Origin of the sequence: Pseudomonas sp. 43mfcvi1.1 (assembly GCF_900115935.1) — a bacterium.
Lineage (GTDB): Bacteria > Pseudomonadota > Gammaproteobacteria > Pseudomonadales > Pseudomonadaceae > Aquipseudomonas > Aquipseudomonas bijieensis.
The window spans coordinates 17,150-40,062 of record NZ_UETT01000005.1 but is presented as its reverse complement, the minus strand read 5'-3'; the positions used below and the strand labels follow the sequence as shown (position 1 = coordinate 40,062).

The following is a 22,913-nucleotide window of genomic DNA, read 5'->3' as shown; positions in this document are numbered from 1 at the left end:
CAGAATATGACCGTTGCCCTGAAAAAGCAGCTCGATGAACGCCTGCGCGATGCGCTGCTGGCGTTCTACCTGAACACTGTCGCACCCGACAATGCCACGCCGCTCAAGAGTGCCCAGGATCTCTATGAATACTGGTTGCTCGACGTACTGGTCAGCCAGGATGTGCCTACCACGCAGGTGGCCTGTGCCATTGCCAGCCTGCAGCAATACATCAACCGTATCCTGATGAACATGGAGCCCGGTTACGACCCGCAAGACGTTAGCGCCAAGCACCGGCAGACATGGCGCAATGAACTGCACCAGTACGCCACCTGGGCCGCCCATCAAAAGCTGCTGTATTTCCCCTCGACCTATCTGGACCCGACCCTGAGGGCGAACAAGAGCGACAACTTCCAGCAACTGGAAAACGCCCTCAGCCAGAATCGGATTGAACCTCATGCGGTTCAATCGGCGGTCCTGGCCTACCTGGCCCGATTCGAAGAAGTGGCCAACCTGACGATTCTCAACGGCTATATCGATGGCGAGGACTTTGCCAACAGCACCTACTACCTCATCGCCAAATCCCGTACCGAAAACACTTACTTCTGGCGCTCGCTGGACATGGCGCAACGTCCACTGGACGGTCCCTCATCGTCCCCCACCAAACTGGATCAGCCGGATCCGTATGCCTGGTCGGACTGGGAAAAAGCCGACGTACCGATCCCCGAAAGCGCGGTCGAACACTCGATCCGTCCGGTCTGGTTCAACAACCGCCTGTTCGTGGTCTGGGCCGAATGCATCCATCAGGATAAGTCGGCCGCCAGCGCGCACTCGAGCGACGACGCCTCGCCGCCAAGGGCGAGTCATCCGCTGCTGCGTTTGAGCTATTGCTTCAAAAAACAGGATGGCATCTGGAGTACGCCGCGATTGGGCCTGCAAGGGTATTGCGAGGATCAGGCGCTTGCCAGTCAGGGTCTGGAGACGATCATGCCGTTGATAGGTACCGTTGCGGCGCAACATCGCAAGGGCTCGCGAGACTCACTGTATCTTGCCTTATGTGCGCGAAAGCCCAACGCCGGCTCGGGGTCTGTGTCGATCAATACCTTTAGTTTCATCAGAACAATCTACATCGACAAAAATCTTGCCCATAAGCCTGACAGTGCAACGACGATTGAACAGGCGGAAGAACAAAAACCAAAAAAAAAGGAACACACCCTCCTTGATACGACGCTCATCGAACCTCACGACCAGCGCTTTCAAACAAGATTGGCTTTTCTGGAAATCGAGGGTGCTTCAATCCCGCGCCCCAAGAATATTACTAACAGCCTTTTGAATTTCGATGACTATTTCAACGGAGCAATTTACAAACCCGTCGATTCGACACACATACTATCCTTCCATGCCGACGATACGTACCTCCCCCCTGCCGTGAGTGAAATTCGCATCGTATTTCCACGGCTTCAGCTCATGCTGCCTCCAGTCGACGAACACCTGTCCTCCTCTTCTTACATAAAACTTCGTGACAATTCCAAAATCAGCGCCATAACTTTGGTCGACCCCACCAATATGACTTACCAGTTGTCGTTCGATGACCTGAACAACGTGGTCCTGGACAGTGAGGATTCACCTGGATTCACGACTTCAGCAACAAAAAGTCTGGCTGGAAAGCTGATCTCAGTAGCGGCAGTACGCCACTTGATCAAAACCTACAACGACCGCTTCACCGGAGCCCCTCGAGGGAAGGTTACCGTGGCGTTACAAGAGCCTCACGGCCGCAGTCATATCCGGACTCCCTTCTCGTATGAAGAAGAGCTGCTCTACCGAAAATATGTAATTTTGCGCCAACCCGCCGGCATAGAAACCGACTCGTTAACGTATGACAAACTGGAGCCTGTCGCCGCATCCCCCCTGGTGAAACAGCTACCCAGTCGCCATGAGCACCCCTTGCGGGCGGAAGACCTTAATGGGGACGGAGATACGTTATTTTATGGTGTTGCGCTGGCCCGCCCAGACAAACCGGATGAAATAATTTCCTTCGCGCTCAAAGCGTTCAAACTGAGCCTGGCGCCCAGGTTCCTCGAACAGCCGAGTATTAGCGCCGTACCGACATCCAACCTGGGCACCACCCAATTCATCGACTTCACCAATTCCTCCATCAAGCACAGCGACGGCAAAAGCCAAAAGCGCCAACCGATCCGATTGAACACCGTATTTGCCGCAGAACTGATCCGGCGAACCGAAAACAGCCTCGACGAACTGTTCGACCGGACCACTCAACAACTGCCGGAACCCGCCCTGCCCGACGCCCCAAACAACAGGATGGACTTCCACGGACCTTACGGCCGCTACTTCACCGAACTGTTTCTTTACTTGCCATGGCTGGTTGCCCACCGCTTGAACGCCGAGCATCGGTATGAGGACGCTGAACGCTGGTTGCGCTATGTCTTCGACCCGAGCCGCAGGAAAGCCGAATGCTGGAGAAGCGTCCCTCTGCTCGACGGTGACACACCTTCGTATTCCGCCCAGGCGCCCCATGATCCGCATCAAATTGCCCTCAGTCATCCGGTGCACTTTCGCAAGGCGCTGTATTTCCTCTACCTCGACATCCTGACCAACCGAGGCGATGCCGCGTACCGCGAGCTGACACCGGACAGCCTCAGCGAAGCAAAGCTTTGGTACGTCCGGACCCTGGACTTGTTGGGGCCACGCCCGGCCGTTCAACCGGTCGATCATTGGACGGCTATCAGCCTTCGAGCCCTCAGCCACACGAACAATGATGACCTGCGCACCTTTGAAAACTTGCTGCCCCTGCCTGCCACCAGCCCCCCATCACTTATGCAAGACGGCATTTCGCAAGGGACCCTGGCGGCCATCGATAGCCCATATCTACGCGTGCCGTTCAATCCGCAGTTGCTCAAGTGCTGGGACGTTGCCGAAAGTCGCCTGTACAACTTGCGGCACAACCTCGACATGGCTGGCAAGCCGTTGCATTTGCCGGTATTCGCGGCTGCGCTGGACCCACGCGCCGTGCTCGGCATCAGCGCCCCGAACACCCGCGACGGTGCTACGGCCCCCTTGCCGGCGGTGCACATTCCCAACTATCGCTTCACGGTCATGCACAGTCAGGCTCAGAACGCCGTTGAAAGCATCAGCCAGTTCGGCGCCACGCTGCTGTCGTTGATCGAGCGCAAGGAACAGGCCCAGTTGCAGGAGCTGCAGCAACAACAGGCCTGGGACCTGGCGAAAGTCTCCGTTGACCTGCAACGCCAGGCCCTGAACGTCGACCGTCAAAACCGCCAGGCGCTGCTGGCCAGCCAGGCCATTGTTCAAAACCGCATCACCCATTACCAAAAACTGCTGGACGATGATCTCAGTGCCGTCGAGACAAAAGCCAATTACTTCTACGTGACCAGCGGCACCTTGGAAGCCGGGGCAATGACCTGCCAAATCGTGGCAGGTGGGCTGATGATGGCTCCGAACGTTTTTGGCTTCAGCAATGGCGGCAGCCGTTGGGAGGGACCAGCGCTCGCATCCTCTGCAGCCTTCCATAGCGCCGCGATCATAAGCCGCACGGTAGCGGCCCAACTCGACCGTCAGGCCACATTCGATCGCCGCCGGGATGAATGGCATCACGCCTACGATCAGTCACGGCTCGAACTGGCCCAGATCGACGCGCAACTGGCGCAATTCGCCGAGCAGGAAACCGCGACTCGCCTGCAACTGCGTCTGGCCGAATCAACCCTGAGCCAAGCCAAGGCCAACTACGATTTTCTCAGCAAGCGCTTTACCAAGGCACAACTGTACCAATGGCTGAACAGCCAATTTGCCGCGCTCTATCGCCAGGCCTACGACGCGACACTGGCGCTGTGCCTGGCGGCCGAAGCCAGTTGGCAGTATGAAATTGCCGACTTCGACACGCGTTTCATCCAGCCCGGCGCCTGGCATACGACCTATCGCGGGCTGGGCGCGGGCGAGCTGCTGAAGATGAACCTGTTGAAGATGCACGCCGAGTACCTGCGGCGTCACGAGCGGGAACTGGAGATACGCAAGACAGTGTCGCTGCGCCAGCTCAAACGCCACACCCCGACCAGTACCCTCAACAAGGAATGGCCGCAAATCCATGCCGACTTGAAAAAAGGCACCTACGAATTCGAGCTGACCCAGCAATTGTTCGAAGACGACTACAAGGATCAGCAACATTACCTGCGACGGATCAAGACCATCAGCGTGTCCTTGCCGGCCCTCGTCGGCCCGTACGAAAACGTTCGAGCCACGCTGACCCAGACCGCCAGCAAGGTGTTCCTCTCCCCGGGTGACCGGGGCAAAACCCTGCAGAGCCTACGCGCCAACCAGCAGATTGCCCTGTCTACGGGCATCGACGACAACGGCCTGTTCACGCTGAATTTCAATGATGACCGCTACCTGCCTTTCGAACACACCGGCGCCATCTCCACGTGGCAGCTGACCTTCCCAAACCCCGAAGCACAAAAAGACCTGCTTGACTCACTGACCGACGTCATCGTGCATGTGAGCTACACGGCCAGGGTCGGCGGAGGTGCGCAATGACTGAACAACCCCTCCTGCCTGTCACCGCGCCGTCACTGCCCAAGGGCGGTGGCGCCATTCAAAGTATCGGCAAGGGATGGGCCGCCATCGGCGCCCACGGTACGGCCTCCTATGAAATTGCCCTGCCGATTTCACCGGGGCGCGGCTTTGCTCCGCCCTTGTCCCTGAGCTATGCCAGCTCGCTCGGCAACGGTGTGTTCGGCATCGGTTGGGAGCTGTCGCTGCCCTGCGTGGCGCGACGCACCGGCAAGGGTGTGCCGGCCTATACCGAAGATGACGAAATCATCGGCCCCAGCGGGGTGGTCTGGCTGCCCGAGCGCGACGCGCAAGGCGTCATCGCCACAACCCGCATCGATCACTACAACGATCTGCACCTGGGGACGACCTACACCGTCACCCGGTATTTGCCCAGAATCGAAAGCCGCTTCGACCGCATCGAACACTGGTCCTCGCCCGACGACAAACCGGGCTTCTGGCTGGTGCACGGTGCCGATGGCAGCCTGCATCTGTTCGGAAAGAACCCTGCGTCCCGTCGAGCCGATTCCCTGGATACGCGCCGTGTCGGCGAATGGTTGCTGGAGGAGAGCCTGAACCCTTACGGCGAGCACATCCTTTACCAATACAAGGCCGACGCAACGGCCCAACGCTATTTGAGCCGGGTGAGCTATGGCAATTTCAAAGCCGATCCACACCTGTACTCATGGAAAACAGACCGGCTCGCGCCCGTACAATGGCACTTCGAATTGGTGTTCGACTACGGTGAACGGACCACAGCCTACGAACAGAAACCGCCGTATGAAGGCCAGCAGTGGGCAACCCGTAGCGATGGTTTTGCAAGCTTCGCCTACGGTTTTGAATTACGCACCGAACGCCTGTGCCGCCAGGTCCTGATGTTTCACCGTTTTCCCGAAGAACTGGGGGCTGCCCCCATCCTGGTGAGACGCCTGTTACTCGCTTATCGCCAGACATCCCTGGGTTTGCACCAACTGAGCGCCGCCCATGACCAGGCATTCGGCGATGGGACAACCGTCGACGGCCGGCCCCCCGTCGAGTTCAGCTACAGCGAATTCAAGCCCCGGTTGCAAGCCCGCGCCTGGCAACGCTTTGACGACTTGCCGGGGCTCAACGATGGTCACCGTTATCAACTGGTGGATTTGTACGGCGAAGGCCTGCCGGGCGTGCTCTATCAAAGCGACGCAGGTTGGCTTTACCGCGAACCCGTGCGGGCCAAGGCCAAAAGCGACAAAGTGGCTTATGCCCCGTGGCGGGAGCTGCCCCATATCCCGGTTGCCGACCATGGGAAACCGATGCGTCAGTCATTGAACGACCTGACCGGTGATGGTCGTTTGGACTGGCTCGTTGCCCAACCGGGGCTGAGCGGTTTTTTCTCCCTCGGCGCCGATCGGAGCTGGGCGGATTTCGCCACGTTCAACGCGTTTCCAACAGAGTTTTTCAGCCCACAAGGGCAGTTGGCCGACCTGACGGGCGAAGGGCTCGGCGATCTGGTCTTGATCGGCCCGCGCAGCGTTCGCCTGTACGTCAACCAGCGGGAACACGGTTTTGCCGCCCCGCTGGAAGTCGCCCGCGACGAGCATGAAGATGCCCTGGCGGTATTCAACGCCTCACCCGGCGAACTGGTGGCGTTCAGCGATGTGCTGGGCAGCGGCCAGCAGCACTTGGTGCGCATTCGCCACAACGAAGTGACGTGCTGGCCAAACCTGGGCCACGGGCGTTTTGGCAAGGGCATCGTGCTGGACTTTCCCGGACTTGCCTACGAAACCTTCGATGCCTCGCGTATTCGCCTGGCGGATCTGGATGGCTCCGGCGCCGTCGACCTGATTTATCTGCAAGCAAACCAGGCACTGATCTTCATGAACCGCTGCGGCCAGGGTTTTCGCCCAGCGGTCGCACTGCCCTGGCCTCCCGGACTGCGTTACGACAACTTATGCCAGGTGAGCATCGCCGACCTGCGGGGGCTCGGCTGCTCCAGCCTGATCCTGAGCGTGCCGCACATCACACCGCAACACTGGCGCTACGATTTCGTCGAGTCGAAACCGTATCTGCTCACCGGCACACACAACAACATGGGTGCCAGCGAAACCATCAGCTACCGCAGCTCGGCGCAGGAATGGCTGGATGAAAAAGCCGCCCATACCAAGGCCGGCACGCCTGCGGTCTGTCATGTGCCCATGGCACTGCATCTGGTTTCGAGCCAGACCCGGGAGGATGAAATCACCGGCAATCGACTGACCCGCAAGTTTGCCTATCGCCAAGGCTACTACGACGGCGTCGAGCGCGAGTTTCGCGGCTTCGGCCTGTTGCTGGAAACCGACAATGAAACCAACCCCGACGATGCCGACGCCCAGGGCTTCACCATGCCCAGCCTGAAGAAGACCTGGTTCCACACCGGAAAAACGGTGGACATGCCCCGTATCGGCTACAACGACGACCCGCAAGCCGTGGCGCTGGGCAAAGCGCTGCTTTGCCAATACCAGGGCGAGGCAGGGCACGACATCCCCGTGGCCGCGCCAACCCCAGCCACCCGCATTGAAATGGCCCGCGCGTTGAGTGGCCATGTGCTGCGAAGCGAAACATTCGGGGTCGACAGGCGCCGGAAAACCCGGACCCTGTACTCGGTCCAGGAACACCGCTATCGCATACGCCTGCTGCAAGCGCCCGACAGCCATCGGTCCTACGCCCGGATGCTACCGCTGCCGCTGGAATCCATCACGTATCAATACGAAGGCACCGTCGATGACCCGCAATGCCAGCACACCTTGAACCTGCAACACGACCAGTACGGCGCGCTCACCCACAGCCTGGACATCCATTACGCCCGCAGGAAAACCGCCGACGATAACCCACCGTTCAGCGATGTCGACCAACAACGATGGTGGCGCGATGCGCATGATCCGGCGCAGCAGTTTTACTACCTGAACGAAACCCGGGCCGAATTCATCCACCTGCAAGCGCCTCAGGCGTGGCGGTTGGGCCTGCCTTATCGCCAGCGTACCCAAGCGTTGCGATGCCCCAAGGCTCCCGAAGCCGGTGGGCTGGCGCCGCAGGACATGACCTTCGAAACCTTCAGCGAACGCGTGAAGCAAATAACCTGGACGAACCAGAGCACGCTGACCGGCCTGACCGTGCAGCGCTACAAAGACGCTTTGAGCCCAGCCACCCTGGCGGATGGCGTCGCGGACTTCCAGGCCCTGACCGACCATCTGGAAACGGCCGAGCTGGACGAAAACGCCCTCAAGGCCTTCCGTTTGCTGCCCCAGGAAACACGCCCCAAGGGAAGAATGCTCGAACGCAATCACTACCACCGCATGGCCGATTTTCTTCCGGCGAGCAGCCGCCCCGTACGCCTCTGGTCAGTCAAAAGCGGCTTCGCGACCTATGCCCCGTGGGACGGGTTCTACAAAATCCGCACCCTACAGCCGAGCGAAAGCCATGGCGTGATCGAGATCAGCCACGACAACCGTCACTGTGTGCTCACCCGGTTCCAACTGCCTGATGGTTGTGCCACCGAGGCGACCTATGATTACCGTTCGCTCCAGCCCCGGCGCGTCACCGACCCCAACGGCAATGTGCAGGAAGGCCTGCTCGATGCTTTCGGCCAAGTGTTGGCCACCTCCTTTTATGGCAACGAGCACCACGGGCCACGGGGTTTCAAACCGCTTGCGCAGTTCAAACCACCACCGTTCAGCAGCCCGATAGCGGCCATCAGCCAAAGCCGGGACGCCCTGCAGGACGCCGCCACGGCGCTCTATTACGCGCCCTTCAGCTGGATGGGGTGCGTATCCACGGCGGCCCTGGCGGACACCGACTGGCTGGCGCGTTGCGTGAACAACGGCGACCTGCTTCCTGGCGGGCATATCTGCGCGTCGGCTCGAAACCGGCTGGCGGAGCTTCAGGCACTCTCGGCCGATGACCTCAAGCTGAAAAACGAACTCAAGGCCGCGCTGCGTGAACCGGTGCACATCGCCACACTGGTCGCCGACCGCTACCCCGATGACGACCGAAAACAAATCCGCATCGCCGTCACCTGTTTCGATGGCTTCGGGCGAACCCTGCAAAGCAAGCAACTCGTCGAACCGGGCATGGCTTACGTCGTCGACGCCAGGGGCGACCTGACACTGACGGATGGAACGCCCAAGGAGCAGATCGCCGCAAGGCGCTGGCGTGTCAGTGAACGGGTGGAATACAACAGCAAAGGCTTGGCGGTGCGCATCTACCGCCCTTACTTTGCCGATCAACATCGCTGCATCAACGACGAGTCCTTGCGTCAATTCGGCCATTACGACCGGCAGTTCTACGACGCCCTCGGACGCCCCACCCTCACGCGCCTGGTCAGGCAAGCCGGCGTCTCCTACATGCGGCGACACACCCGCCATCCTTGGTACACCGTGGACGAAGACGAGAATGACACGCTGCAGGAAGTCATGTCCGAACACGCCGCCACTGTTGGAGGTGAAGCATGAGCGCACGCCTTCATCACAAGACGCCCTCGATCAACGCCTTCGACAGCCGGGGCCTGGCCGTGCGGCAAGTCGCTTACTACCGGCGCGACGCCCAGGAACAGTCCCTGGCGCGCGTGACCCAGCAAGACTATGACGCGGCGGGACGACAGGTGGCGCAACGCGATCCCCGACTGTTTGCCAGTGCTACGGGGGGCGCCAATCTGCAAACTGTCTACAGCCTGTCCGGCAAGACGCTGTTGCTCGACAGTATCGATGCCGGGTGGCGCCTGTACCTGCCAGGGGATGCCGGGCAGATATTGCACTGCTGGGATCAGCGAGGCAGCTATTGGCAGACCACCTACGACACGCAACTGCGCATGACGGCCGTCCATGAACAAGCGGCAGGCGACGTGCCGCGCAGGGTCGAATGCCTGCAATACGGCGACAATTCGCCGAAGTCCGCGGTGCGCAATCGGTGCGGTGCGTTGATCCGTCACGATGACAGCGCCGGTACCCTGCTGATCCATGACTATGCGCTTTGCGCCAAACCCCTCAGCCAGACCAGGCATCTGCTGACCGTCACCGACCGACTGGACTGGCCAGCGGAGGAGAAAGACCGCGATCGCTTGCTGGAAAAGGGCGACGGCTACACGACAAGCTGGCGCTACGACGCACTCGCCGAGTGTATCCAGCAGACCGATGCCGCCCAGCACCAGCAGCGCTACTCGTTCGATGTCGCGGGTCAGCTCAAGTCCGTGGGCCTGCTGATAAGAAACACCTCGACCGAAAAATCCATCGTGAGCGATCTCGTCTACAACCCGTCCGGCCAGATCGAGTCCCAGACGGCCGGCAACGGTGTCGTCAGCCACGCCGTGTACGATCCGGCCAACGGTAGACTGACCGCCCTGCGCACATCGCTGGCTGCCAAAACCTTGCAGAATCTGCGCTACACCTGCGACCCGGTGGGTAACGTGATGCACCTCGAGGACAAGGCCCAACCGGTGCAGTTCGGCAGTAACCAACGGGTCGAAGCCAGCAGCACGTTCACTTACGACAGTTTGCATCAATTGATCAGCGCGACGGGGCGCGAGGCCGCTGGATTGACCAGCCCCGCGGACCTTCCAGCCCTCGGCAAACTACCCATCGACCCCGGGCAGTTGTTCAATTTCACCGAACACTACGAGTACGACGCCGGCGGCAACCTGATCGAATTGCGCCATCGTCGCGACGGCAATCACTACACCCGCACACTGGAGGTGGCCGCCGCGAGCAATCGCCTGCGTGCCTGGAACAAAGGCCAGTCTACGTCCGACGTGGCCGTGGACTTCGATGCCAACGGCAACCAGCAGGCGCTCTCCCCGGGCCAGGCGCTGACCTGGAACCTGCGCAATCTGCTCGACAACGTGGTGTTGGTACGGCGCGAAAACGCGCCCGATGACATCGAGCGCTATTACTACGACAGCGGCGGCCAACGCGTACGCAAGATCCAGACAACCCAGGGCGCGGCGAGGGTCCACACCCGGGACGTGCGTTATTTGCCTGGCCTTGAAATTCACACGCGGGATAACGAACGCCTGGAAGTCATTACCCTGCAGGCGGGGCGCTGCAATGTGCGTTATCTGCATTGGACTCAAGGCCGACCGGCCACCATTGCCGCCAACCCACTGCGCTACAGCTTCGGCGACCACCTGGGCTCAAGCTCATTGGAACTGGACGATCAGGGCAACCTGATCAGCCAGGAAAGCTACCTGCCTTACGGGGCCACCGCTTGGGCGGTGTCCCGTTCGGCCGTGGAGGCCGATTACCGGACCCTGCGCTACTCCGGCAAGGAGCGCGATGCCAGTGGCCTGTATTACTACGGGCAGCGCTATTACGCGCCGTGGCTGCAACGCTGGATCAGCCCCGATCCGGCGGGAGCGATCGATGGGTTGAACCTGTATTGCATGGTGGGGAACAATCCGCTGCGGTTCGTCGACCACCAAGGACTGGGAAAAGAGGACGTCATCCAATGGATGAAAGCTGATGGTCACGCCCGCTCCCAGACGATGATGCAGCCCCCACCGGCAAAAAAGGCCCGCCAATCTGCCGGGGATCATCGAGCAGCCGTCAGTTCCGGACCCGCCCCCAGCCCAAGCTTCAGCAAAACGAAACGCAAGGACCTGGTCGTTCACTCCTACGGCGTCGTCCTGGATCGCAAGGGCAACAACGATGTGGGTCTCAACGAGTACTACAACCTTACCGGGCCCAAATCCGGCCCGGCGGGATACCGCGGCGTGGACAAGGATTATGACGGTACCGCCAAAAGCGACAGGTTCTACCTGGATTTCGGAAGCTACAAGATCGGCAATACCGATGAATACCTGACGGACCTGGCCGAACGGTACAGCGCGACGAAAAACGATCCGGTCCACCAATTTGAGGTAGATCCTGAGGTGCTGAAACTCGAACCGACGCTGAGCAGGACGCTCGAGACCCTCCACGAACTCCAGCAACCCACCCAGAAACTCATTGCAACGCACATCGAGAAATCCAACGGGATCATTCCGGTGCGCACCGGAGGGCCTGGGGCTCATGGAGAAGTGCGTGCGCTCAACTCAGTCGTTGCGCTCTACCCGGGTCAAGTTGAAAGGGTACTTTCGGATACGCATCTGTTCACCGAAAAGTTGACCAGCGTGACGCAACCGGAGCCTTTCATCGCCTGCTTCAACTGCAGCGGCATTATCCCCGAAGAGGTCAACATCCCGACTGGTCGCAACCCTAGAAACTATGGGTTGTACAACTTTCACGTATCGGAAATAAATCGACCCCGGCGTTCTGGCAGTGCGTCTTGAGTGGGAGTCTTGATGCAGAACTTGATCGGTTCATATCAGGTATATGAACCGAGCATTGACGATCATCCCCTGGATTTCAGGGTATGACCTGAAACGCGTGAATGATCAGATAAAACTCGCTACTCGGACTGCCAAGGATTAATCATCTCGACCCCGGAAAACTCAAAATTCCGAACATTTCGAGTCGCAATCGAAGTGCCGTGGGCTCGGCAAATAGCAGCAATCTGCGCGTCGGCCATCGACATCGCCCGCCCCCTTGCTTCGCAGTTCTCCACCAGCGTCGCGTACTCAACGGCGGCATGGGCGTCAAACGGAAATATTCGCCCGACAAAGTCCTCTTCGAACATCGCCATCGCATGGGCTTCAAATTTCTGTTTACGCTTACCGGATGGGAGTCGGGCAATGCCATGGAGAATTTCCGCCACGGTCACCGCAGTGATCGCAAGATCCATCGCCGGCAGCTCGTCGACCCAAGCCAACACTCTAGGATCGGGCTCAAACCGCATGAACTCTGACAGGACATTGGTATCAAGCACGATCATTCGGAAAGATCCGCCGCCTTCGCCTTCTCCTGCCGCGAAGGCAAATCGAGCTCAACCCCGCCGCTTGCGCTGAACCTGTTGCGGATCCGGCTGCCAAGACCTCCTGCTTGATTAACAGAGGCCAATGCCTTTCCCAAGATCAACCGAGCCTCTTCTTCCATCGAATGCCCATTATGGGCAGCGGCTATTCGCAGTTGTTCTTTGATCTGGTCGTCAAGGTTTCGAATGGTGATGCTGGCCACGATGCCTCCTGCAATCAATGAAATCATTGATTGAGGCTAACACATCCTGCGTTATCAGGAGGACGGGGTGCCAAACGGTTCAGACATTAATCGCATTGGTAAACACCAACCGATTCCCGAACGGATCACTGATCGCCATGTCCTGGCTACCCCAGGGCATGGCCTGGATCTGTGGGTGGGCATAGCGGTATTGCTTGGCCTGCAATTGCTGCTGGAAAGCTTCCAGCTCATCGGTCTCGATCCGCAACGCCGAGCCCGGTGTGCAATCGCCATGGTGCTCGGACAGGTGCAGCACGCAGTCGCCGCGGGAGACTTGCAGGTACAGCGGGAAGTCGTTACCGAAGCGGTGTTGCCAGTCGACGGTAAAGCCCAGGAAGTCGACGTAGAACGCCAACGCCTTGGCTTCATCGAAGATCCGCAGGATCGGAGTGGTTTTACCGAAGCTCATGGGTTGCTCCCTGGCTGAAAAGACCCAGTGTAGATGGGTTGACTCCAATGCTTCGGCTTTAAACCCGGCTTCTTTAGTGTCGCAGTGCCATTATTGTGACGTCAATTTACACATTTTCAGCCGCTTACATGCCATGGGATGGCCTGAACCCCTGGCGCAGATCGCCCTCGCGCGCCAGGAACCGCCCTTCCCGACGCCCGTTTGCCTGCCCTTCGCGATAGCTCAAGACACCATTGACCCACACGCCATCAATCCCTTCGGCAGCCCGTTGAGGTTCGTTGAAATCGGCCACGTCGCGAACGGTGTGTGGATTGAACAACACCAGGTCCGCCCAATGCCCTTCACGAATTTCGCCACGATCCCTCAGGCCGAAGCGCGCCGCTGAAAGGCCGGTCATTTTGTGCACAGCGGTGTGCAAAGGAAAGAGCCCGATGTCGCGACTGAAATGTCCCAGCACCCGTGGAAATGCGCCCCACAAGCGCGGATGGGGAAACGGGTCCTCGGGCAAGCCGTCGGAGCCGACCATGGACAGCGGGTGGGCAAGGATGCGTCGTACGTCGCCTTCGTCCATGCCGTAGTACACCGCGCCGGCCGGTTGCAAACGACGCGCTGCGTCCAGCAACGACACGCCCCAATCGCTGGCGATGTCGGCGAGATCGCGACCACCCACGTGCGGATGCGGGCTCGACCAGGTGATGGTGATGCGATGGGCGTCGGTCACCTGCTTGAGATCCAGGGTCGAGGAGCTGGCCGCGTAGGGATAACAGTCGCAACCGACCGGATGGTTTTTTGCAGCGTTTTCCAGCGCTGCCAACACCTGTGGACTACGCCCCCAGTTACCGGCACCCGCGCACTTGAGGTGGGAAATGATCACTGGGCTTTGGGCGTGACGGCCAATGCGGAACGCCTCGTCCATGGCTTCGAGCACCGGCTCGAATTCGCTGCGCAGGTGGGTGGTGTAGATCGCACCGAAGGCCTTCAACTCTTCGCTCAGTTGCATGACTTCGTCGGTGGATGCCGAAAACGCGTTGGCATAGGCCAGGCCGGTGGACAGGCCAAGTGCGCCGGCTTCCAGGCTTTCGCGCAGTTGCTGGCGCATGGCGGCGATTTCTCCGACGCTGGCAGTGCGCAACAAATCGTCCATGTGGTTACTGCGCAACGCCGTGTGGCCCACCAGCGCCGCTACGTTGATCGCCGGCATGGCCGCTTCCACCGCCCCGCGATAATCCGCGAAGCGCGGGTAGGCGAACGCCTGGGCCGTGCCGAGCAGGTTCATCGGGTCCGGCGGGTCGCCCCGCAAGCTGACCGGCGCGGCACTGATGCCGCAGTTGCCGACGATGACCGTGGTCACGCCCTGGCTGAGCTTGGGCAGCATTTGCGGCTGGCGAATGACCACCGTGTCGTCGTGGGTGTGCACATCGATAAAACCTGGCGCCAGTACGCGGCCAGCGGCGTCGACTTCTTCAAGCGCCGGGGCATCGCCCAGGTCACCAATGCGCTCGATGCGCCCGGCGCGAATCGCCACGTCGGCGTTGTAGCCGGGGCGGTCGCTGCCATCGATGACCAATGCGTTGCGGATAAGGGTGTCGTAGGGCATGTCAGTCTCCCAGCGGCAAGTCATCGTCGCCGCCGCGGTAATCGTCCAGGGCGAGCTTGACCCGCCGCAGGCGCTCTTGATTGTCTTCAGGGTGAGTCAATGCCAGTTCGGTGGCGAGCACATCGATGGCCAGCAGCATGCCGTAGCGCGCCGCTGTAGGTTTATAGATGAACGAGGTTTCAGCGCCTTGCAGGGGCAACACCACATCCGCCAGCCGGGCCAGCGGCGAGTCGGCACGGGTGATGGCCAGGATCGCCGCGCCGTAGCTGCGAGCCAATTCCACCGCGCCGAGCAATTCCGGAGTGATGCCGGTGAGCGAGCAGGCAATGACCAGGTGATGTTCACTCAGGGATGTGGCCGTGATGCGCATCATCACCGGGTCGCGGCACGCGGAGATCGGGTAGCCGAAACGCACCAGCCGCACCTGCAACTCCTCACTGCACAAGGCCGACCAACCACCGAGGCCGAATGCATGAACCATCCGTGCCTTGCCGATCATCCGTACGGCATCGCCAAACCGTGACTCTACGAACCCCGACAGATGCTGGCGCAAGGTCGACTCGATATCGCCGACGATCTGCCCATAGAACGCCGACTGTTCTGGCGCCCCGGCCGGGTCGAGAAAACGACTGCCGACGCCACTGGCCTGGGCCAGTTGCAGGCGCAAGTCGCGAAGGTCGCGGCAACCGACGGTGCGGGCAAAACGCGACAGCGTGGCACTGCTGACTTCGGCCCGTTGGGCCAGTTCATCGAGGCTGGCGGAGGCGGCAAAGCCTACGTCGTCGAGCATCAGCCGGGCGATTCTTCCTTCGCCAGCGCTGAAAGAATCCTGGCGGGAGCGGATCTGGTAGAGGATGTCCATGGCGGCTCCTGTGGCGTTACGGTGCGCTCAGAGCAAGCGCGAAAGCCCGAGGGTCAAGGCGAACGCGACCACGGAGATCAGCGTTTCCAATACCGTCCAGGTCTTGAAGGTTTGGGCAACGGTCATATTGAAGTATTCCTTGATCAGCCAGAAGCCGCCGTCGTTGACGTGGGAAAAGATCACCGAGCCGGCCCCGGTGGCCAGTACCAGCAGTTCGGGATGGGGATAACCCAGGCCGATCGCCACCGGCGCGACGATGCCCGAGGCCGTGGTCATCGCCACCGTGGCCGAGCCTGTGGCGACGCGCATCAGGGCGGCGAACAGCCAGCCCATGACCAGTGGCGACAGCTGGAATTCCTGGGCCAGGCCGACGATCTGTTGCGTGACACCGGCGTCCACCAGGATCCGATTCAAACCGCCACCGGCGCCCACCAGCAAAGTGATGCTGGCGGTCGGGGCCAGGCATTCGTTGGTGAACTTGAGGATCGATTCACGGCTGAAGCCTTGGGCCAGGCCGAGGGTCCAGAAGCTCAGGATGGTCGCCAGCAGCAAGGCGATCACCGAGTTGCCGATGAACAACAGGAACTGGTTGAAACCGCTGCCCGGCGTGGAGATCAGGTTGGCCCAGCCACCGATCAGCATCAGGATCACCGGCAGCAGGATCGTCCCCAGGGTCACGCCGAAACCTGGCAAGTCGGCACGCGGCTCGCGCTCGAGAAATTGTCGTTCCAGCGGATTGTCGGCCGGTAACTGGATGCGCGGCACGATGAATTTGGCGTACAGGGGCCCGGCGATGATCGCGGTGGGAATGCCAATCAGGATCGCGTACAGCAAGGTCTGCCCCACCGAGGCCTGGAACGCCTGCACCGCCAGCATCGCAGCCGGATGCGGCGGTACCAGCGCATGGACCACCGAAAGCCCGGCGACCATCGGCAGCCCCACCATCAGGATCGACACGCCCACACGCCGGGCGATGGTGAACGCGATGGGCACCAGCAGCACAAAACCGACTTCGAAGAACAACGGCAGCCCGACCAGGAACGCGATGCACACCATTGCCCAATGGGCGTTGCGCTCGCCAAAACGCTCGATCAGCGTCTGCGCCATTCGCTCCGCCCCGCCGGACTCGGCCATCATCTTGCCGAGCATCGTGCCCAAGGCCACCACCAGCGCGATGTGCCCCAGGGTCTTGCCGACACCCGCCTCGTAGGCCCCTACCACACCCGACGGCGGCATCCCGGCCAACAGCGCCAGGCCAATGGAGACCAGGGTAATCACGATGAACGGATTGAGCCGATAACGGGCGATCAGCACGATCAGCGCAATGATGGCGATGGCCGCGTAGACCAGTAGCCAGTAACCGAAAGCAGGTGCCATGCGTTACTCCTCGAATGGGGTCACGTCGATGTGTTGTGAAACTCATAAATCATTTCGACGACGAATCTTCAAACTCACTGAAAGTAATTTTCGCGCACAGATAAAATTTGTCGCTGACGGACATCGCGAAGCAGCGGCTATGAAAATTCACCCCCGGACTTTCATCCCGCAATTGACCTCCTGTGGCGAGGGGATTTATCCCCTCGCCACAGACCGCTGGCCGCTCCGCACTCAATTCCGTACCATCGCCCCCTGTTTTTTTTGCACCACTCCCCGGCAGCCGACGCTCCACCGGCGCCCAGTCAGGAAAACCATGAAACCAGCACGCCTTCGCGCCGACGCCCTCGCCGGCCTCACCACTTCTTTCGCCTTGCTCCCCGAGTGCATCGCCTTCGCCCTGGTGGCCCATCTCAACCCATTGATGGGGCTGTACGGCGCGTTCATCCTCTGCACGCTGACCGCATTGTTTGGCGGTCGGCCCGGGATGGTGTCGGGCGCGGCGGGGTCGATGGCCGTGGTGATCGTCGCGCTGGTGGTGCAGCACGGCGTGCAGTACCTGTTGGCGACCGTGTTGCTGGGTGGGCTGATCATGATGGCGTTCGGGCTGTTGCGACTGGGCAAGCTGGTGCGCATGGTGCCGCACCCGGTGATGCTCGGCTTCGTCAACGGCCTGGCGATCGTCATTGCCCTGGCCCAGTTGGAACACTTCAAGAATGGCGAGGCCTGGCTGAGCGGCCCGCCGCTGTACGTGATGGCCGGCCTGGTGGCGCTGACCATGGCCATCGTCTACCTGCTGCCACGCCTGACCCGCAGCGTGCCACCAGCCCTGGTGGCCATCCTCGGTGTTGGCCTGGCGGTCGACCTGCTCGGCCTGCCGACCCGGACGCTGGGCGACATGGCCCACATCGCCGGCGGCTTGCCAGCCTTTGCCCTGCCGGACATTCCCTGGAACCTTCAGACTTTGCAGATCGTCGCGCCCTACGCGGTGATCATGGCGATGGTCGGTTTGCTGGAAACCCTGCTGACCCTGAACCTGACCGATGAAATCACCGAAAGCCGTGGTTACCCGGACCGTGAATGCGTGGCGTTGGGCGCGGCCAACATCGCCTCTGGCCTGTTCGGTGGCATGGGCGGTTGCGCCATGATCGGCCAGACGATGATCAACCTCAGTTCGGGCGGGCGCGGGCGGCTGTCGGGTGTGGTGGCCGGGGTGATGGTGTTGCTGTTCGTGTTGTTCCTGTCGCCGCTGATCGAGCGTATCCCGCTGGCGGCGCTGGTGGGTGTGATGTTCGTGGTGTCACAGCAGACCTTTGCCTGGGCTTCGTTGCGGGTGCTCAACAAAGTGCCGGCGAACGACGTGCTAGTCATCATCGCGGTGACTGTCATCACGGTATTCACCGACCTGGCCGTGGCCGTGCTCTGCGGCATCGTGATCGCGGCGCTCAACTTCGCCTGGCAACAGGCACGGGAGCTGTACGCCGACATGCACCTGGAAGCCGATGGCAGCAAACTCTATCGCTTGCACGGCACGCTGTTCTTCGCCTCGACGACGCCGTTCCTCAACCTGTTCGACCCAGCCAACGACCCGGCCCTGGTGACCCTCGATTGCCGTCACTTGCGCTTCGTCGACTACTCGGCCATTGCCGCGCTCAAGACTCTGCGCGAACGCTACGGCAAAGCGGGCAAACACCTGCGGGTGTTTCACCTGTCCGAGCGTTGCAAACAAATGCTCAAGCGGGCGGGCGTGCAGCACGACTGAAGTTTCATGATCGCCACAAGAGGCATGTGGTGAATAAGATGCTGTGGCCGCTGGGGATCATGTGGGAGCGGGCTTGCTCGCGAATGCGGTGCGTCAGACGACGAATATGTTGCCTGACACACCGCATTCGCGAGCAAGCCCGCTCCCACAGGTCCTATGTTTTACTGACCGCTCTCATCAGTCCTGATGCAACTCACACCATCTCATTCAGAATCCACTCCACCACCGAAGTGCGCTTGGGCGCCCAACCGAGCAACTCACGGGCATTCTTGCCTCGTACCCGGCTGTTGGAGCCCAGGCCATAGTTGGCCATTTCATAGCCCCACTCGGCTTCGGCATCGGCCAACGGCCAATCCTGCGGTTCGCCAAGCTTCAAGGCGCGGGCCATGGCCGTGGTCATGTCGATGAACGAAGCCTCGCCGCTTTCAACGAAATAGAACGTGCCGGGTACGTTGCGGGTCAGGGCCAATTTGTACAGCTCGACCACGTCTTCGATGTGCACGTTGGACCAGATGTTCTGCCCCGCCCCCACATGCCGCACCACCCCACTTTTACGCGCCTGCTTCAGCAGCCGCGGCAACTGCACACTGTCACGCTTGACGCCCAGGCTGTGGCCGTAGATCAGAGTGTTGCAGATCACCGCCGAGTTCACGCCTTGCTTCGCCGCCGCCAGGACCAGGTTGTCGATCGCGACGCGGGCAGCCTTGTCGGCGGTCGGTTGCGGCAGCTTGTTTTCGTAGTAGATGTCATCGCTGGAACGACCGCCCGAAGCGTCGCCGACGATGCTCGAACCGCTGGTGTGCAACAACACTTTGTTCGAGCCTTTGAGCCCTTCGATCAAGGCTTCGACCGCACCGCGATGGTCGCTGCTGGCGGCATTGATCACGGCGTCGGCGGCACGCGCCTGGGCGGTGAGCAGCGCGCTGTCTTCCAGGGTGCCGATGACCGGCTGGATACCCAGCGCGGTCAGTTCGCTCGCCTGTTCGGGGTTGCGCACCAGACCGGTGACGTGATGCCCGGCGCGTACCAGGCCGGTGGCGATGGATCCGCCGATAAAACCGGCAGCGCCGGTGACGAATACGTTCATGGAAAACCTCTTGGCTGCATCAGTGATTGAACCGAGTATCGAGGACCGCTCCTTGACGAAACAGCCCACATTGCCCAAATCACTCTTGCCTTGAAGTCACGAATCAGCTTTTGAATTCCCGTGAGGCGTATTCAGCGAGCTTGCCCTGGATGAAGTCCAGGAAGCACTGGATCCGCAGGGCCAGTTGGGAATTGCGGTAGTACACCGCATTGATCGGTTGGCGATATCCGCTGTTGGCGTCGGCCAGCAGCACCTTCAGCCGACCGGCCTGGATGTCTTCGCGAGTCATGAAATCCGACAGGCAGGCAATGCCCTGCCCTTGCAGCGCCAAGTGGCGCACGGTTTCGCCGCTGGAAGCGCTGATGGCTGGCTGGATCGCCCAGCGATCGCCGTGCACATGACGCAGCGGCCACTGGTTGAGCCCTTCGTTCTGAGCAAAGCCCAGCAACGCATGGTCCGCCAGTTCGGCGACGCTTGTGGGTGTGCCGTGCTGCTTCAAATAGGCCGGACTGGCGAGGATGTGCAACGGACTGCAGCCCAGGGCGCGGGCATGGAGGGTCGAGTCGGTGAGGGTGCCGATGCGAATGGCGATGTCGGTGCTTTGCTCCAGCAGGTCGATGATCAGGTCGTTGCTGTTGAGTTCGAGCTGGATGTCCGGGTAGAGCTTACGAAACTCTTCGATGTGCGGGACGATGGCGTGCAGCATGAACGGCGAGGCCGCGTTGATCCGCAACCGTCCTGCGGGGTTCTTCTGGCGGGACGACAGGCGCTCTTCCAGCTCGTCCATCTGATCGAGGATACCCTTGGCCTGCTCGAAGAAATACTTGCCCTCTTCGGTCAGGTCCATGCGCCGCGTGGTGCGGTTGATCAGCGTGGTCTCGAGCTTGGCCTCCAGCCGCGACAACGTGCGGCTGACGGCCGACGGTGTCTGCCCGACCTGCTCGGCGGCAGCGGAGATTGATCCGCATTCGATCACGCAGACGAAAATCTGCAATTCGTCGGATCTGGCTTTCACGCATCCCCCTGTCGACTGAGCTTTTGTGGCGAGGGGATTTATCCCCGCTGTGTGGAAGCAGGTTTCCCCACTCGCCACAGGATAGTATCGGGATACGTAGCAAAAGACAGGTCACGCCTTCAGGCCGAACACCTCAATCAAATGCTGCTCATAGCGCGCCACATCGGCTTCGATGTTCGGGCGCTTCATCACGTCCACGCACAGGAAGGTCGGCAGGCCGGTCATGCCCAGGAACTGATTGGCCTTGTGGAACGGGAAATACACCGCATCCACGCCCTTGGCTTCGAAGAAGTCAGTCGGGTCGTCGAAGGCTTGCTGTGGGGCGTTCCAGGTCAGCGACAACATGTACTGCTTGCCGTGAATCAGGCCGCCGCTGCCGTATTTCTGCGATGCATCGGAACGGGTCCGACCGTCGCTGGCATAGAGGCTGCCGTGGCCTTCGGTGAAGACTTCGTCGATGTATTTCTTCACGGTCCAGGGCGCGCCCATCCACCAACCTGGCATCTGGTAAATGACCACATCGGCCCAGAGGAACTTGGCGACCTCCTCCTTGATGTCGTAGCCGCCGTCGATGAAGGTGGTTTTGACATCGAAACCGCCACGGTCCAGCACGCTGGCCGCCGTGTCGTGGAGGGTGGCGTTGTAGCGACCGTCGGAGTGGGCGAATTGTTTGCCGCCATTGAGCAACAGGACTTTTTTCATGGGGAGCCTCATCGGGTTCCACGGCGCGGGCCATTTGAATGGCGGCCGAATGGAAAGGTTGAAAACGATGGCGGCAGCGTAACGATGAGCGTCGCGCGGAATAAGCACCGCAGCGGCAAAACTCATTTGACCTATACGCACGAATGATCGACCGATTATTGCCGTAGGCTCTTAGGCACTTTTTATTTCAGGAGCCAGCCCATGAGTGAATTGCACGGTTTCATCCTGCACGCCAAGACCCGTCCGGAAAAAGCCGAAGCCTTCGAAGCGCTGTTTCGCGCCTACGTCGAACCGAGCCGCTCCGAGCCCGGCTGCATCGAGTACCACATGCTGCGGGACCAGCAAGATCCGACACTGTTTATCTTTTACGAGATTTGGGCCTCCCAGGCGCACTTGGATGTGCATTCGAACCTGCCGCACATGAAGCAGTTCTTCGAGCGACGCATGGATTACCTGGAGCGCGACTTCGAGATCCGCCGCGTCGACATGCTCAGCCCGTCCTCGGCTAGCCGCTGATCAGCAAATGGCCGCCGAGCACGCCGAGGCCAATGAAAAACACCCGCTTGAACAGCACGGCGCTGATCCGCTGCCGCAGCCATTGTCCCAGCCACATGCCCAGCAGCGCCGGTGCCAGCGCCAGCAACGAAGCGCTCAATTCGCCCCCGCCCAGCTCGCCGCGCCACAACAGGCCGGCGGCCAGGGCCAGGGTCGAAACGGTGAATGACAGGCCCAGGGCCTGCACCAGTTCATCCTTGCTCAAGCCCAGTGCTTGCAGATAGGGCACCGCCGGAATGACGAACACTCCGGTGGCAGACGTGATGAGCCCGGTCAGCAACCCGCAGAGCGGAGCACCCCATGACTCGACGTCGGCGCCGACCCGCAGCGTCGGCAGCAACAGCCCGCTCAACGCATACAGCAGCAGCGCCCCGCCCAAGGCTCGTACCACCCAAGCGCCTCCCGTCATGCCGATCCACAACGTACCGAGACCGGTGCCGAGGAATATCGCCAGCAGCAACGGCCACAGGCGCCGGATCAGGGCTTGCAGATGGCCGCCAAAAGCCAATTGCCAGAGATTGGTCAAGGTTGCCGGAACGATGAGCAACGCCGCAGCCTGCGCCGGAGCCATAGCCAGCCCGAGCAAGCCCATGGAAATGGTCGGCAGGCCGAGGCCGATCACGCCCTTGATGGTGCCGGCCAGCAGAAAGGTGCCGATAACCAGCAGGGAAAGGGCCAGGCCGAGGTTTTGATAGAAAGCGCTGAGTGTGTCCATAGGGGTATCGTGCGCCCCGGGACCTGACTTGAAAATCTGCCATATACTGAGGATGCCTATTGCCTGGCAAGAGGCAGGAATGCGTCGATGCTTCTGGCCCTATCGCGAGCAGGCTCGCTCCCACAGGAGGGTGCACTCTTTCTGGAGAAACTCGGCCCACTGTGGGAGCGAGCCTG

The 22,913-nt window shown here is 60.7% G+C and carries 15 protein-coding genes; 5 read left to right on the top strand and 10 right to left on the bottom strand.

Going from position 1 to position 22,913, the window contains the following annotated elements; genetic code table 11:
- Positions 1–6: 6 nt before the first annotated feature.
- From DTP52_RS11080 to DTP52_RS11070, 3 genes are read left to right on the top strand one after another with little or no spacing between them, the layout of a single operon-like run.
- Positions 7–4,545, top strand: a complete 4,539-nt coding sequence (locus DTP52_RS11080; RefSeq protein WP_109753420.1) for a neuraminidase-like domain-containing protein — start codon at positions 7–9, stop codon at positions 4,543–4,545.
- Positions 4,542–9,026: a SpvB/TcaC N-terminal domain-containing protein gene (locus tag DTP52_RS11075; RefSeq protein ID WP_109753419.1), complete on the top strand. Its 4,485-nt coding sequence runs from the start codon at positions 4,542–4,544 to the stop codon at positions 9,024–9,026. The genes DTP52_RS11080 and DTP52_RS11075 overlap by 4 nt, the downstream gene beginning before the upstream one ends.
- Entirely contained in the window at positions 9,023–11,836 is a 2,814-nt protein-coding gene (locus DTP52_RS11070; protein WP_109753418.1) for an RHS repeat-associated core domain-containing protein, read from the top strand. Before DTP52_RS11075 ends, DTP52_RS11070 begins: the two co-directional genes overlap by 4 nt.
- Before the next feature lie 119 nt (positions 11,837–11,955).
- Here the strand turns inward: DTP52_RS11070 and DTP52_RS11065 are convergent, their stop codons facing one another.
- From DTP52_RS11065 to DTP52_RS11040, 6 genes are all read right to left on the bottom strand, one after another.
- Positions 11,956–12,378: a type II toxin-antitoxin system VapC family toxin gene (locus tag DTP52_RS11065; RefSeq protein WP_109753417.1), complete on the bottom strand. Its 423-nt coding sequence runs from the start codon at positions 12,376–12,378 to the stop codon at positions 11,956–11,958.
- Positions 12,375–12,620, bottom strand: coding sequence for a plasmid stabilization protein (locus DTP52_RS11060; RefSeq protein WP_109753715.1), 246 nt, complete (start codon positions 12,618–12,620; stop codon positions 12,375–12,377). The genes DTP52_RS11065 and DTP52_RS11060 overlap by 4 nt, the downstream gene beginning before the upstream one ends.
- 79 nt (positions 12,621–12,699) lie before the next feature.
- Positions 12,700–13,068, bottom strand: coding sequence for a glyoxalase superfamily protein (locus tag DTP52_RS11055; protein ID WP_109753416.1), 369 nt, complete (start codon positions 13,066–13,068; stop codon positions 12,700–12,702).
- Positions 13,069–13,192: 124 nt separating this feature from the next.
- Entirely contained in the window at positions 13,193–14,665 is a 1,473-nt protein-coding gene (locus tag DTP52_RS11050) for an amidohydrolase family protein (RefSeq protein WP_109753415.1), read from the bottom strand.
- A 1-nt stretch (position 14,666) separates the two neighbouring features.
- A complete protein-coding gene (locus DTP52_RS11045) occupies positions 14,667–15,527 on the bottom strand; it encodes a MurR/RpiR family transcriptional regulator (RefSeq protein ID WP_109753414.1) in 861 nt (286 codons plus the stop codon).
- A 27-nt stretch (positions 15,528–15,554) separates the two neighbouring features.
- Entirely contained in the window at positions 15,555–16,904 is a 1,350-nt protein-coding gene (locus DTP52_RS11040; protein ID WP_109753413.1) for a gluconate:H+ symporter, read from the bottom strand.
- Positions 16,905–17,217: 313 nt separating this feature from the next.
- On the opposite strand from DTP52_RS11040, the gene DTP52_RS11035 reads away from it, so the two are divergent.
- Positions 17,218–18,663, top strand: a complete 1,446-nt coding sequence (locus DTP52_RS11035) for a SulP family inorganic anion transporter (RefSeq protein WP_109753412.1) — start codon at positions 17,218–17,220, stop codon at positions 18,661–18,663.
- Positions 18,664–18,856: 193 nt separating this feature from the next.
- On the opposite strand, the gene DTP52_RS11030 is transcribed toward DTP52_RS11035, so the two are convergent.
- The 3 genes from DTP52_RS11030 to DTP52_RS11020 all read right to left on the bottom strand — a co-directional run bounded on the left by DTP52_RS11030 (position 18,857) and on the right by DTP52_RS11020 (position 21,467).
- Positions 18,857–19,750, bottom strand: coding sequence for an NAD-dependent epimerase/dehydratase family protein (locus DTP52_RS11030; RefSeq protein ID WP_109753411.1), 894 nt, complete (start codon positions 19,748–19,750; stop codon positions 18,857–18,859).
- Positions 19,751–19,853: 103 nt separating this feature from the next.
- A complete protein-coding gene (locus DTP52_RS11025) occupies positions 19,854–20,765 on the bottom strand; it encodes a LysR family transcriptional regulator (RefSeq protein ID WP_109753410.1) in 912 nt (303 codons plus the stop codon).
- 111 nt (positions 20,766–20,876) lie between these two features.
- Entirely contained in the window at positions 20,877–21,467 is a 591-nt protein-coding gene (locus tag DTP52_RS11020; RefSeq protein ID WP_109753409.1) for an NAD(P)H-dependent oxidoreductase, read from the bottom strand.
- Between the two features lie 201 nt (positions 21,468–21,668).
- Between DTP52_RS11020 and DTP52_RS11015 the strand changes: the two genes are divergently transcribed.
- Positions 21,669–21,983, top strand: a complete 315-nt coding sequence (locus tag DTP52_RS11015; RefSeq protein WP_109753408.1) for a putative quinol monooxygenase — start codon at positions 21,669–21,671, stop codon at positions 21,981–21,983.
- On the opposite strand, the gene DTP52_RS11010 is transcribed toward DTP52_RS11015, so the two are convergent.
- Positions 21,973–22,737, bottom strand: coding sequence for a sulfite exporter TauE/SafE family protein (locus DTP52_RS11010; RefSeq protein ID WP_109753407.1), 765 nt, complete (start codon positions 22,735–22,737; stop codon positions 21,973–21,975). The genes DTP52_RS11015 and DTP52_RS11010 overlap by 11 nt on opposite strands.
- Between the last annotated feature and the right edge of the window lie 176 nt (positions 22,738–22,913).

What these genes read in the sequence shown, in the direction of transcription:
- DTP52_RS11030 (WP_109753411.1), bottom strand. Translation starts at nt 19,750, where the DNA reads ATGAACGTATTCGTCACCGGCGCTGCCGGTTTTATCGGCGGATCCATC.
- DTP52_RS11020 (WP_109753409.1), bottom strand. Translation starts at nt 21,467, where the DNA reads ATGAAAAAAGTCCTGTTGCTCAATGGCGGCAAACAATTCGCCCACTCC.
- DTP52_RS11010 (WP_109753407.1), bottom strand. Translation starts at nt 22,737, where the DNA reads ATGGACACACTCAGCGCTTTCTATCAAAACCTCGGCCTGGCCCTTTCC.
- DTP52_RS11055 (WP_109753416.1), bottom strand. Translation starts at nt 13,068, where the DNA reads ATGAGCTTCGGTAAAACCACTCCGATCCTGCGGATCTTCGATGAAGCC.
- DTP52_RS11050 (WP_109753415.1), bottom strand. Translation starts at nt 14,665, where the DNA reads ATGCCCTACGACACCCTTATCCGCAACGCATTGGTCATCGATGGCAGC.
- DTP52_RS11080 (WP_109753420.1), top strand. Translation starts at nt 7, where the DNA reads ATGACCGTTGCCCTGAAAAAGCAGCTCGATGAACGCCTGCGCGATGCG.
- DTP52_RS11015 (WP_109753408.1), top strand. Translation starts at nt 21,669, where the DNA reads ATGAGTGAATTGCACGGTTTCATCCTGCACGCCAAGACCCGTCCGGAA.
- DTP52_RS11075 (WP_109753419.1), top strand. Translation starts at nt 4,542, where the DNA reads ATGACTGAACAACCCCTCCTGCCTGTCACCGCGCCGTCACTGCCCAAG.
- DTP52_RS11045 (WP_109753414.1), bottom strand. Translation starts at nt 15,527, where the DNA reads ATGGACATCCTCTACCAGATCCGCTCCCGCCAGGATTCTTTCAGCGCT.
- DTP52_RS11040 (WP_109753413.1), bottom strand. Translation starts at nt 16,904, where the DNA reads ATGGCACCTGCTTTCGGTTACTGGCTACTGGTCTACGCGGCCATCGCC.
- DTP52_RS11070 (WP_109753418.1), top strand. Translation starts at nt 9,023, where the DNA reads ATGAGCGCACGCCTTCATCACAAGACGCCCTCGATCAACGCCTTCGAC.
- DTP52_RS11035 (WP_109753412.1), top strand. Translation starts at nt 17,218, where the DNA reads ATGAAACCAGCACGCCTTCGCGCCGACGCCCTCGCCGGCCTCACCACT.
- DTP52_RS11065 (WP_109753417.1), bottom strand. Translation starts at nt 12,378, where the DNA reads ATGATCGTGCTTGATACCAATGTCCTGTCAGAGTTCATGCGGTTTGAG.